Annotated in this window: 13 protein-coding genes; 11 read left to right on the forward strand and 2 right to left on the reverse strand. The window is 55.5% G+C overall.

Translation table 11 applies throughout. The annotated features are described in order from the left end of the window. Window positions 1–129 precede the first annotated feature (129 nt). The 11 genes from acuI (at window position 130) to fis (ending at window position 10,976) form a co-directional block, all read left to right on the forward strand. Window positions 130–1,107 (forward strand): acrylyl-CoA reductase (NADPH), encoded by a 978-nt coding sequence (gene acuI / locus I6N93_RS15785; protein ID WP_085685878.1) that lies wholly within the window; start codon window positions 130–132, stop codon window positions 1,105–1,107. Between the two features lie 348 nt (window positions 1,108–1,455). Beyond that, on the forward strand, window positions 1,456–2,457 hold the full coding sequence (gene msrP, locus I6N93_RS15790; RefSeq protein WP_085685880.1) for a protein-methionine-sulfoxide reductase catalytic subunit MsrP: 1,002 nt from the start codon (window positions 1,456–1,458) through the stop codon (window positions 2,455–2,457). Window positions 2,458–2,501: 44 nt separating this feature from the next. Beyond that, entirely contained in the window at window positions 2,502–3,101 is a 600-nt protein-coding gene (gene msrQ / locus I6N93_RS15795) for a protein-methionine-sulfoxide reductase heme-binding subunit MsrQ (RefSeq protein ID WP_085685881.1), read from the forward strand. A gap of 228 nt (window positions 3,102–3,329) precedes the next feature. Continuing rightward, window positions 3,330–3,782: a type II 3-dehydroquinate dehydratase gene (gene aroQ / locus I6N93_RS15800; protein ID WP_085685883.1), complete on the forward strand. Its 453-nt coding sequence runs from the start codon at window positions 3,330–3,332 to the stop codon at window positions 3,780–3,782. 21 nt (window positions 3,783–3,803) lie between these two features. After that, window positions 3,804–4,268, forward strand: coding sequence for an acetyl-CoA carboxylase biotin carboxyl carrier protein (gene accB, locus I6N93_RS15805; RefSeq protein WP_085685885.1), 465 nt, complete (start codon window positions 3,804–3,806; stop codon window positions 4,266–4,268). 11 nt (window positions 4,269–4,279) lie between these two features. Beyond that, window positions 4,280–5,623 carry an acetyl-CoA carboxylase biotin carboxylase subunit gene (gene accC / locus I6N93_RS15810; protein WP_085685887.1) on the forward strand — a complete coding sequence of 448 codons (1,344 nt, stop codon included), beginning with the start codon at window positions 4,280–4,282 and terminating at the stop codon, window positions 5,621–5,623. Between the two features lie 271 nt (window positions 5,624–5,894). Continuing rightward, the gene (locus I6N93_RS15815; protein WP_085685889.1) at window positions 5,895–6,134 is read left to right on the forward strand and encodes a YhdT family protein; all 240 of its coding nucleotides are present in this window, start codon (window positions 5,895–5,897) and stop codon (window positions 6,132–6,134) included. Continuing rightward, a complete protein-coding gene (gene panF, locus I6N93_RS15820) occupies window positions 6,127–7,575 on the forward strand; it encodes a sodium/pantothenate symporter (protein WP_085685891.1) in 1,449 nt (482 codons plus the stop codon). The genes I6N93_RS15815 and panF overlap by 8 nt, the downstream gene beginning before the upstream one ends. A 12-nt stretch (window positions 7,576–7,587) precedes the next feature. Further along, window positions 7,588–8,475 (forward strand): 50S ribosomal protein L11 methyltransferase, encoded by an 888-nt coding sequence (gene prmA / locus I6N93_RS15825; protein WP_085685893.1) that lies wholly within the window; start codon window positions 7,588–7,590, stop codon window positions 8,473–8,475. 1,215 nt (window positions 8,476–9,690) lie between these two features. Then, on the forward strand, window positions 9,691–10,656 hold the full coding sequence (gene dusB, locus I6N93_RS15830) for a tRNA dihydrouridine synthase DusB (protein WP_085685897.1): 966 nt from the start codon (window positions 9,691–9,693) through the stop codon (window positions 10,654–10,656). 23 nt (window positions 10,657–10,679) lie between these two features. Next, window positions 10,680–10,976 (forward strand): DNA-binding transcriptional regulator Fis, encoded by a 297-nt coding sequence (fis, locus tag I6N93_RS15835; RefSeq protein ID WP_012883002.1) that lies wholly within the window; start codon window positions 10,680–10,682, stop codon window positions 10,974–10,976. A 153-nt stretch (window positions 10,977–11,129) separates the two neighbouring features. Here the strand turns inward: fis and I6N93_RS15840 are convergent, their stop codons facing one another. Both I6N93_RS15840 and I6N93_RS15845 read right to left on the reverse strand, forming a co-directional pair. Continuing rightward, window positions 11,130–11,438: a DUF3892 domain-containing protein gene (locus tag I6N93_RS15840; RefSeq protein WP_085685899.1), complete on the reverse strand. Its 309-nt coding sequence runs from the start codon at window positions 11,436–11,438 to the stop codon at window positions 11,130–11,132. A 340-nt stretch (window positions 11,439–11,778) separates the two neighbouring features. Then, a complete protein-coding gene (locus tag I6N93_RS15845; protein ID WP_085685901.1) occupies window positions 11,779–12,228 on the reverse strand; it encodes an RcnB family protein in 450 nt (149 codons plus the stop codon). Between the last annotated feature and the right edge of the window lie 249 nt (window positions 12,229–12,477).

Genomic DNA, 12,477 nt, shown 5'->3' on the forward strand with positions numbered 1-12,477 from the left:
GATAAATACGGCACCGGCACAGTCGCCTGTTCCTTGCGGTTTATCAGTGCATGCCATGTCTATTACCAATATAGTCATTACCTGATTTCCCTCTACCTATTTGTTCGCTCCCCAAAAGGAGGTAATGCAATGCAGGCTCTGATTCTCGAACAGCACCAGGGTAAAACGGTGTCTGAAGTCCGCACCATCGACCCGACGCAACTGCCGGAAGGAAACGTGACCGTCGATGTATCCTGGTCGAGCATCAACTACAAAGATGCGCTGGCTATTACGGGCCAAGGCAAAATTGTCCGCCAGTTTCCCATGATACCCGGCATTGACTTCGCAGGAACCGTGCACAGCAGCGACGACGCCGCCTTTGCCGTCGGCCAGTCCGTGATTCTGACCGGCTGGGGAGTTGGAGAAAATCATTGGGGCGGACTGGCGCAGTCGGCTCGGGTAAAAAGCGACTGGCTGGTCGCATTGCCCAAAGGACTCTCGGCGCGTCAGTCCATGATCATAGGCACCGCAGGATTGACCGCCATGCTGTGCGTCATGGCATTGGAAGAGGGCGGCGTCACGCCGGCGGACGGCGAGATAATCGTCACCGGCGCCAGCGGCGGCGTGGGCAGCACCGCGATAGCCCTGCTTCATGCGCTGGGGTATCAGGTGACCGCGCTGAGCGGCCGGGCGGAAAACGCCGATTATCTGCGACAGTTGGGCGCAGGGCAGGTGCTCGACCGGCAGGAATTTACCGCCGCGCCGCGTCCACTGGAGCAACAGCGCTGGGCCGGCGCTATCGATACCGTGGGCGACAATGTGCTGGCGACGCTGCTGGCGCAGATGAACTATGGCGCCACGGTCGCCGCCTGCGGTCTGGCCGGGGGCATCGCGCTGCCGACTACCGTCATGCCGTTCATTCTGCGCAACGTGCGGCTGCAGGGTGTGGATTCGGTCATGGCGCTGCCGCCGCGCCGACAAAAAGCCTGGGAACGGCTGGCCGAACTGCTGCCCGCCTCGTTCTATGAACAGATTGCCACAGAGATCCCGTTGGCAAAGGTTCCCGCCGCCGCCGCCGATCTCATCGCTAACCGAATCACGGGCCGAACGCTGGTGAAACTGCGTTAAATCCGCCCGGCAGCCCTCTCTTCAGGCCATCCCTATTTGGATGGTCTTTTTTATGACGCTCAGGCACAGGAAAGAAATTTTCTCGTTAACACTGAATCTCTGCGCGGCAGAATCATCTATACATTAAGAACCACCCCATGAGGGTCATGCGACCAAGCCTTGGGACGCTGAGCCGTGTGCAAACGACTCAGGGGCACCGGATATGAACCCGTTGATTCGCTGTGTTCGGCCCTCCCTTGCTCACCGGCTACGCCCATCACGCTGGCGGGAATAGGCATAAACCCTATCGCGGTACATCACCTGAGCGCCGCTCGTCGAGTCACTATACTGGCATCAAGGCGGAATACCATGAAGAAAGATCGCACGCCCACCGAAGCAGATGTCACGCCGGAAGCCCTGTTCCACCAGCGCCGCCGGCTGCTGAAGTTTCTGGGCATCACCACCGCTAGCCTCTCGCTGCCGCTGTCCGCGCAGGCGGACCTGCTGTCCTGGCTGAAAGGCGACGAACGGCCCAAAGCGCCGCCGGGCAAACCGCTCACCTTCAATCAGCCGCCGGACTGGCGCTTGAACCTGCCGCTGACGCCGGAAGACAAAGTCACCGGATACAACAATTTTTACGAGTTCGGACTGGATAAGGCGGACCCGGCGGCCAACGCGGGCGGCCTGAAAACCGAAGGCTGGAAAATCGAGATCGACGGCAAAGTCGCCAAACCCATCACGCTGGATATGGACGATATTCTCAGGCGCTTTCCGCTGGAAGAGCGCATTTATCGGTTTCGCTGCGTTGAAGCCTGGTCGATGGTCGTCCCGTGGATTGGTTTTCCACTCTCCCAACTGATCGCCTTCGCCAATCCGACCGGCAACGCACGCTATGTCGCTTTTCAGACGCTCTACGATCCTGAACAGATGCCAGGACAGAAGGACCGCTTTATCGGCGGGGGCCTCAACTACCCCTACGTTGAAGGGCTGCGGATGGATGAGGCGATGAACCCGCTGACGCTGATGGCCGTCGGCGTCTACGGAAAAACGCTGCCGCCGCAGAACGGCGCGCCGCTGAGGCTGATGACGCCGTGGAAATACGGCTTCAAAAATATCAAATCCATCGTGAAAATTCGCTTCACTCACGATCGTCCTCCTTCGACCTGGAACTTGTCGGCGCCCAACGAATACGGTTTTTATGCCAACGTGAACCCGCACGTCGACCACCCGCGCTGGTCGCAGGCGACGGAGCGGGTGATCGGCGCGGGCGGTATTCTTGATGTGCAGCGTCAGCCGACACTGCTGTTCAACGGATATGCAGACGAGGTGGACTCGTTGTACCGAGGTCTGGATTTGCGTGCAAATTTCTGAATTATCCGCGCACTATCGCGCCCAACATGTGGAGTCAGCGTCGAATGCGTTTGAAACCTCGACATCTGTTTTGGATCAAGGTGCTTATTCATCTGGCGGGAATACTGCCGTTATTGTGGCTGTTTCTGACCGTGAGCCAGGGAGGGCTGAGCGCCGATCCAGCAAAGGATATCCAGCATTTTACCGGCAGAACCGCACTAAAATGGCTTTTGGCCACGTTGGCGATAGCGCCGCTGGCTCGCTACGGCAAACAGCCGCTGCTGATGCGCTGCCGACGGCCCGTCGGCCTGTGGTGCTTCGCCTGGGCGACGCTGCATCTGACGAGCTACGCGCTGCTGGAATTAGGACTCAGTCACCTTTCGCTGCTGGTCAGCGAGCTTTTCTCTCGGCCCTATCTCACGCTCGGCATCGGCAGTTGGATCATTCTGTTGGCGCTGACGTTGACGTCCACGCAGGCGATGATGCGTAAGTTGGGATCCCGCTGGCAAAAATTGCATAACGCGCTTTATCTGGTCGCCATTCTTGCCCCAATTCACTACATTTGGTCCCTTAAAACATTGTCTCCGCAACCTATTTTTTATACTCTTCTGGCCCTCATTTTGTTACTGATGCGTTATAAAAAATTTCTCCAGTGGTGGCGCTGAGGCCACACGGTGCACCGGCGTGATAAAAACACCGGTACAGGGCTTAACGGAAGCGGCGATGATCATCTCCGCAGATAAGGCCACTATTTGGCTGCTAATTGCAACGAAATGGTTATAATGCACGACTTTGTTTTTGGGCATCGGACAATTTGCATCTAGAAAGTGACAAACGAATAGCTTCGCGCTATTTTGTGCGACACGAAGCGAATCGCGGGAGATAGCGGCATAATGGTAGATAATTTCAACATTTTGCTTTTAAACGGTCCGAACCTGAATCTTCTGGGCACCCGCGAGCCTGAGAAGTATGGACATACTACGTTGACGGAAATCGTTAACAGATTGGAACAAGAAGCGCTGGCGCTGAACGTTCAGCTGTCGCATCTGCAGTCCAACGCAGAGCACACGCTGATTGACCGCATTCATCAGGCCAGAGGCAACACCGACTTCATTCTGATCAACCCAGCGGCATACACCCATACCAGCATTGCGCTGCGAGATGCGTTGCTGGCGGTCGCCATCCCCTTTATCGAAATTCATCTGTCTAACGTGCATGCTCGTGAACCCTTCCGCCACCACTCTTATCTGTCCGATGTGGCAGTTGGGGTCATTTGTGGTCTGGGTGCAGATGGTTATAGCTATGCTTTACAGACGGCGGTGAAACGCCTGTCAATCTCCAATTAACAAGAGTACGGAACCCCATTCATGGATATTCGTAAAATCAAGAAACTGATTGAACTGGTTGAAGAATCCGGCATCGCCGAACTGGAAATTTCCGAAGGTGAAGAGTCGGTACGCATCAGCCGCTCCCCGGCCGTGCCGGCTTACCCGATGATGCAACAAGCCTATGCGCCGATGCAGCCTCAGCCTGCACTGACCGCTACCGTGGCCGAAGCGCCGGTAGCCGAAGTCGCCGCAGCGCCGGCCGCGGTCAGCGGTCACATCGTTCGTTCGCCGATGGTAGGGACTTTCTACCGTACCCCAAGCCCGGAAGCGAAAGCGTTTGTGGAAGTCGGCCAGCAGGTGAATATCGGCGATACGCTGTGCATCGTCGAAGCCATGAAAATGATGAACCAAATCGAAGCGGATAAAGCAGGCGTGGTGAAAGCCATTCTGTTGGAAAGCGGTCAACCGGTTGAATTTGACGAGCCGCTGGTTGTCATCGAATAACGGGGCGTACCATGCTAGATAAAATTGTTATCGCTAACCGTGGTGAGATCGCGCTGCGTATTTTGCGTGCCTGCAAAGAGCTGGGCATCAAAACCGTCGCAGTGCATTCCACGGCGGATCGTGACCTGAAACACGTATTGTTGGCTGACGAAACGGTGTGCATCGGCCCTGCGCCGTCCACCAAAAGTTATCTGAACATTCCCGCGCTGATCTCCGCCGCTGAAATTACCGGCGCGGTGGCTATCCACCCCGGTTACGGTTTCTTGTCCGAAAACGCCGACTTCGCTGAACAGGTCGAGCGTTCCGGCTTTATCTTCATCGGCCCGCGCGCCGACACCATCCGCCTGATGGGCGACAAAGTGTCCGCGATCAGCGCGATGAAAAAAGCGGGTGTACCTTGCGTCCCGGGTTCCGACGGCCCTCTGGGCGACGATATGGAAAAGAACCGCGCCGTTGCTAAACGCATCGGTTACCCGGTCATTATCAAGGCTTCCGGCGGCGGCGGCGGACGCGGTATGCGCGTCGTGCGCAGCGATAAAGAGCTGGAACAGTCCATTTCCATGACCAAGGCGGAAGCCAAGGCCGCGTTTAACAACGATATGGTCTACATGGAAAAATACCTGGAAAACCCACGCCATGTGGAAATCCAAGTACTGGCGGACGGTCAGGGCCAGGCGATCTATCTGGCTGAACGCGACTGCTCCATGCAGCGCCGCCACCAGAAAGTGCTGGAGGAAGCGCCAGCGCCGGGCATCACCAGTGAACTGCGTCGTTACATCGGCGAACGTTGCGCGAAGGCCTGCGTGGACATCAACTACCGCGGCGCCGGTACCTTCGAATTTCTTTATGAAAACGGCGAGTTCTATTTCATCGAAATGAACACCCGTATTCAGGTAGAACATCCAGTGACCGAAATGATCACTGGCGTAGACCTGATCAAAGAGCAACTGCGCGTCGCCGCCGGTCTGCCGCTGTCGATCAAACAGGAAGAAGTTCATGTCCGCGGCCATGCGATCGAGTGTCGTATCAATGCCGAAGATCCCAACACCTTCCTGCCTAGTCCGGGTAAAATAACGCGTTTCCACGCGCCGGGCGGCTTTGGCGTTCGTTGGGAATCGCACATCTACGCGGGCTACACCGTGCCGCCGTACTACGATTCCATGATCGGCAAGCTGATCACCTACGGTGAAAACCGCGACGTCGCCATTGCCCGCATGCGCAATGCGCTGGCGGAACTGATCATCGACGGCATCAAGACCAATATCGAACTGCAGTTGAAGATCCTGAACGACGAAAACTTCCAGTATGGTGGCACTAACATCCACTATCTGGAGAAAAAACTCGGCCTGCAGTAATCCCCCCCGCAGACGAGATAAAAGGCCGGTCGACCGCTTTCAGGCTGTCGAACGGCCTGGTTTTCAATCGCCGCGCTAACAGATAAAAATAACCGTTATTCAGTTAATGACTGCTTTCTCTGCGCTATGTATGCATTCGGAAACGCGCCTGTTTATCCCTGACAATCCATCCGTGGCCGCGAATTCCTGCTAGGCAATGCGCTCACATACCGTAAAATCCCCTGTTTTGCACACGCCATACTGATGAATACCAATTGGGTTGTATAACAAGATGGATAAACGTTTTCTTCAGGCACACCGGGAAGCGCGCTGGGCGCTGGGCCTGACGCTGGGTTACCTGTTGCTGTGGATTGCCGCCGCATATCTGCCAAGTAGCGAATCCGGCATCACCGGACTGCCGCGCTGGTTCGAGATGTCGTGCCTGCTGCTGCCGCTGGCCTTTATCATTCTATGCTGGCTGATGGTCCGCCATCTGTTCCACGACATTGCGCTGGAGGATGAGGATGCATAGTCAGATCGTCATTCCGCTGATCGCCTACCTGCTGCTGGTCTTCGGGCTGTCCGTTTACGCCTATACCCGCCGCCAGCAGGGCAACTTCCTGCGCGAATATTTTCTCGGCAACCGATCGATGGGCGGCTTCGTTCTGGCCATGACCTTGATTGGCACCTACGTAAGCGCCAGCTCTTTCATCGGCGGTCCCGGCGCTGCTTATAAATACGGGCTGGGCTGGGTGTTGCTGGCGATGATCCAGGTGCCGACCATGCTGCTTTCACTCAGCATTCTGGGAAAAAAATTCGCAATTTTGGCGCGGCGCTATAACGCGATCACGCTCAACGATATGTTGTACGCCCGCTACGGCAACCGGTTGCTGGTTTGGTTCGCCAGCCTCAGCCTGCTGGTCGCGTTCATCGGCGCCATGGCCGTGCAGTTTATCGGTGGTGCTCGTCTGCTCGAAACGGCGGTCGGCATCCCCTACGACACCGGGCTGCTGATCTTCGGCATCACTATCGCGCTGTATACCGCCTTTGGCGGCTTTCGGGCCAGCGTGCTCAACGACGCCATGCAGGGTATCGTGATGCTGGTAGGGACGTTGCTGCTGGTGGTTGGCGTGATTTATGCTGCGGGCGGCCTGCCCGTCGCCGTGGAAAAACTGCGCCACATCGATCCGGCGCTGGTCTCTCCGCACGGTCCTGGCGATGCACTTTCCGGACCGTTCATGACCTCGTTCTGGCTGCTGGTGTGCTTCGGCGTCATCGGCCTGCCGAACACGGCGGTACGCTGTATCTCCTATCGGGACAGCAAAGCGCTGCACCGCGGTATCATCATCGGCACCATCGTCATTACCCTGCTGATGCTCGGCATGCATCTGGCCGGGGCGCTGGGGAGAGCGATTCTGCCTAACCTCACCATCCCCGACCAGGTTCTGCCTGAGCTGATGATCGCCGTTCTCCCGCCGCTGGCCGCCGGTATTTTCCTGGCGGCGCCGATGGCAGCGATAATGTCCAACATCAACGCGCACCTGCTGCAGGCGTCGGCAACCATCGTGAAAGATTTGTATCTCAGCGTCCGCCCCCAGCGGGCCGCCAACGAAAGGTATATCAAACACCTGTCCAGCCTGACCACGCTGGTGCTGGGACTGATGGTCGTACTGGCCTCCTGGCGCCCGCCTGAAATGATCATCTGGCTTAATCTACTGGCGTTCGGCGGACTGGAAGCCGTGTTCCTGTGGCCGTTGGTGCTGGGACTGTACTGGGAACGCGCCAATGCGACGGGCGCACTGAGCGCCATGATAGGGGGAGCAATCTGTTATACCCTGCTGGCCAGCTTCAAAATCCAATGGGGCGGATTTCACCCGATCGTCCCTGCTCTGGCGTCAAGCCTGCTGGCATTTATTATTGGTAACCGGTTCGGGCACGCTGCGCCCGCCGCCGTTACTTCATCCGACGTTTAGTAAGAGGCCGCTATGCCGTGGATTCAACTCAAAATTAATACTTCCGGCGCACATGCCGAACCCCTGGGCGACGCGCTGGTCGAAAGCGGCGCGGTGTCCGTCACGTTTCAGGATACCCACGACACGCCGGTGTTTGAGCCGCTGCCGGGCGAAACCCGCCTGTGGGGCGATACTGATGTGATAGGCCTGTACGATGCCGAGACCGACATGAAGGTCGTCATCGCGATCCTGGAACAGGAGCCGCTGCTGGGCGCGGGTTTCAAACACAAAATCGAGCAGTTGGAAGATAAAGACTGGGAACGTGAATGGATGGATAATTTCCATCCGATGCAGTTCGGCGAGCGGTTGTGGATTTGCCCCAGTTGGCGCGATATCCCCGATCCGGATGCGGTCAACGTGATGCTGGACCCCGGCCTGGCCTTCGGCACCGGCACCCACCCCACCACCGCGCTGTGCCTGCAGTGGCTGGACGGTCTCGACCTGCAAGGTAAAACCGTCATCGACTTCGGCTGTGGCTCGGGCATTCTGGCGATCGCCGCGCTGAAGCTGGGCGCCGCCCGCGCCATCGGCATCGACATCGACCCTCAGGCCATTCAGGCCAGCCGCGACAACGCCCAGCGCAACGGCGTGTCCGAGCGTCTGGCGCTGTATCTGCCGAAAGACCAGCCGGAAGCGCTTTCCGCCGACGTGGTCGTCGCCAACATTCTGGCTGGCCCTCTGCGGGAGTTGGCGCCCCTGATCGGCGACCTGCCCAAAGCGGGCGGTCATCTCGGTCTCTCCGGCGTGCTGGCGACCCAGGCCGCCAACGTATCAGAAGCCTATCAGGAGAAATTCGAGCTTGATCCGGTGGCGGAAAAAGAAGAGTGGTGCCGAATAACCGGTATCAGAAAGGCACAGTAAGCGCGCCTGCGCCAACGGCGGAAGGCCATCCTGTGCGTTCCGCCCCATTTATAATGACCCCGCCGCTATCTCACCTCACCGGTCTCACCACACCCAGCACAACGCCGCAGCAACCCTATGCTGCTGGGGACCGGGCTTTTCATCGCCGACTGAACGGTTTAAGACCATACATTATCCGCCGCCTTGAGCGATCTGGTTGCCTATACGACACCCGATCCCAACGATGGTAAACAGCATCCGGCCGTGGTGTGGCCTGCGGCGGCTATGGCAGCCTAGGAAACCTCTTTGGGAACCTCGGGATGCCGAAAACGATCAGAGCGATCGCGCTTTCCCTGAGGCCGGCATCATTACCATGATGCCAAGCTGGCACGAGGAAAATGACAATCCCGGCAAGTTCGAGATGTTTTACTGCGAGATAAACGATTTAGATGCCGACGGGGAGAATCTAGCCAAACTCACCTAGGTTGATACCAACCGCATAGACCTCGTCGGCCACAGCCGGGGAGACGCTAACGCTTTTCGGAAATGAGTAACAACCCGGTTTCCCTGCGGCGTTTTCACTCCGGGGCGTGCCCGATTTAAAACGGCAATTAAGCCTGAGCCAGGCTTTCGTCGGTCCGTCCTTTAACCCCCCAGAATCCGCGTGAGTTTTCCTGCGATCTCCTCGCACTTTTGTTACACACCACAAATCGCCGACCGACTATTTTGAAGGCAGCAGGAACTAACGAAGCAGGGAGTTGCTGCACGATATCGGAGCACGGCCGCACATCGGTTTTCCCCGCTGACATCGAACATATCAGCCAGGAAATTGACGCAGCGGGAGGCGAAACCGATCAAAAATAGGAACCTGCAGCAAGGGCGATGACCGAAAACAGGAGCAATCAAATGCCTTCATCAGACCGATAGATTGCTCCTCATTAGGCCGAATATGGTGCATTTTTCACTACCAATTGCCTTCATTGCCCCACGAATCGCTCCCTGACATCGCCTCAGCTCGTTCTTTTCACTTCTAATAGGCCGTTGCCGACTGCGTAGGCCGCCGGTGGCGAAATTATATAACGATATGATATATATAGATAAAATAAATTTTTCTTTTGCTCAAACATCATTTTATTGATCTGTTACGCGCAATTGCTCAAAGTTTGGCCTTTCCTATCGCGTGAAAAATGCGTAATATACGCGCCCTTGCAGACACAGTATGGTCACTCTTTGTCTATGCACATTGGACAATTTCAGCTTCCCAATCGTTTGATAGCCGCCCCGATGGCCGGTATTAGCGATCGCCCGTTCAGAGCACTCTGTCACATGATGGGCGCTGGAATGACGGTGTCCGAAATGCTCTCTTCCAATCCGGAAGTGTGGCGCTCGGACAAGTCCCGCTTGCGCATGGTGCATAGCGATGAACCCGGTATCAGAGCCGTGCAAATTGCCGGCAGCGATCCGGAGGAGATGGCCGCGGCCGCCGGCATCAATGCTGAGTTCGGCGCGCAGATCATCGACATCAATATGGGATGTCCGGCCAAGAAGGTGAACCGCAAGATGGCGGGGTCTGCGTTGTTGCAGCACCCCAATCTGGTGAAACAGATCCTGACGGCGGTGGTGAAAGCGGTAGACGTACCGGTAACACTGAAAATCCGGACCGGCTGGTCTCCAGAGCACCGCAACTGTGTACAAATTGCCAGATTGGCTGAAGACTGTGGTATTCAGGCTCTCACCATCCATGGACGCACGCGTTCGTGCTTGTTCAATGGCGAGGCCGAGTACGACAGCATTCGGACAGTTAAGCAGGCCGTCGGCATTCCCATCATTGCGAATGGCGACATTACTGACCCGCATAAAGCCAGAGCGGTTCTCGATTACACCGGGGCCGATGCCCTGATGATAGGACGGGCCGCTCAGGGAAGACCCTGGATCTTTCGGGAAATCCAGCATTATCTGGACACAGGGGAGCTGCTGCCACCGATGCCATTGGCAGAGGTTAAGCGCTTGCTGATCGGGCATATACGGGAATTGCATGACTTTTATGGTCCAGGCAAGGGATTCCGTATCGCTCGTAAGCACGTTTCCTGGTATCTCCAGGAACATGCCCCGGACGACCAGTTTAGGCGCACATTCAACGCCATTGAGGATGCCGGCGAACAGCTGGAGGCGTTGGAGGCATATTTTGAAAATCTTGCGTAAACAGAAAAAGAGCTGACAGAACTATGTTCGAACAACGCGTGAATTCTGACGTACTGACCGTTTCCACCGTAAACTCTCAGGCTCAGGTAACCCAAAAACCCCTGCGCGACTCGGTTAAACAGGCACTGAAGAACTATTTTGCTCAACTGAACGGTCAGGATGTGAATGACTTGTATGAGCTGGTACTGGCTGAAGTTGAGCAACCACTGTTGGACATGGTGATGCAATATACTCGCGGTAACCAGACCCGTGCAGCACTGATGATGGGTATCAACCGCGGCACTTTGCGTAAGAAACTGAAAAAATACGGCATGAACTGATACAATTCAGCTATGTCATTGAATAAAAAGGCGCTACTCAGCATGGGGGAGCGCCTTTTTTATTATTTATACAGATGGTTATACATCTTTGGCTGAACATACAAAAAAGCACCAGAACAATTCTGATGCTTTGTATTTTAGTTATCAAAGTGTCTAGTACTCAGGAAGGTTTTCCAAGTTATCCTTGGATGTGCCGTTAGGTCTGGTCGTAATGTAATCAGTGCCGTTAACACGGTCCTTGACCACTTTTTGCCCTTTCTTCCACTTACCGTCATCACCTTTGAAAATGGTGTAAAACGTATAACCGCTATCGATTTTATTCACTACCCACTGCCGTGTTTCTGACGTCCCTCCTCCCACGGTGTCTCCATTATCGACGTACGCATACACATGTGTAATGTGAGTGTGTTTATCGTTATATCGGACTTTTGAAATAAGGTAGTCAGCCCATTTATCAGTCATATTTCACCAGAGTTTGAACAGTAAAAGCCCTGCAATATTTTTATAGACAACAAAACGGACTCTTCCTATGACACCAGTTCGATACATTGATTAAGAGCAATTTATCATGCTGGACTGCCCCTGCTTACGGTAGATAATCCAAGAGCAATCCAGGCGCTCTAGACACCGTCAGCCTGTATATTAACGACGAGGTCAAACAGCAGACGCGCGATAAACTCGCCGATTGGGTCAATTGATCATCGGACCCAACTTGTTCGGATTCACGAAAAACCATGATGAAGGCGGTAAAGAAAAAGGAAAGGTAATGCGTGCCGGAGACCCGCTCCGGCACGCGCCAGCATCAATGTTGCAGAGCGCTGTTGAGAATAATAGAGGTGATGATGCCCGTTGCGGCTGCAATCAGCACGTAGTTGCCATCAATGTAAGCCCAATGCTGGCCTGATGGCGGCTGTCTCAAACCGCGAGCGCGCCAGTCGTTGACACGATAATCATTGCCGCGGTAACGGCTCGGAGCCGGTTTGCCCCTTCGGAAGTCGTGACCATTGGAAACGAAGTGGTCACGGTCGCCGCCACGCTGTATGTGAGCCTGCTGCCGACCTGGCTCGCCATGACCGCCTCGATTAGGCTGACCGCCAGAATTACCATCGCGTCCGCCATGCTGTTGGCTTCCCGGCCTCTGCTGCCATTGCTTCCCGTCCTGTTGATCCGGACCCGCTGCAAAAGAGACTGTTGAGAGCAGGCTACTTGCGGTAAACACCGTCATTACGATTGCCAATGTAATTTTTTTCATAACTGAATTCCTCAAATGGCCCTGCCTTATAGTAAGCAGATTGCACAGCACTATCGTCCACACTACGGCAGTCTTAAATAACGAAATGTCTTAATTCGTGCTTTCTTAACTAGTTTTACCCTGCTTATCGAATTCTTAACAGAACGGCACATCGACGCGTCATTCTCTCCTTTCCGCACCACTCAAAGTTCATATTGACAGTGTCGTCGGTGATTGTTTCGTGCGAGATCCGCACGCCTGCCAACGTGA

Origin of the sequence: Lonsdalea populi (assembly GCF_015999465.1) — a bacterium.
Classification (GTDB): Bacteria; Pseudomonadota; Gammaproteobacteria; order Enterobacterales; family Enterobacteriaceae; genus Lonsdalea; species Lonsdalea populi.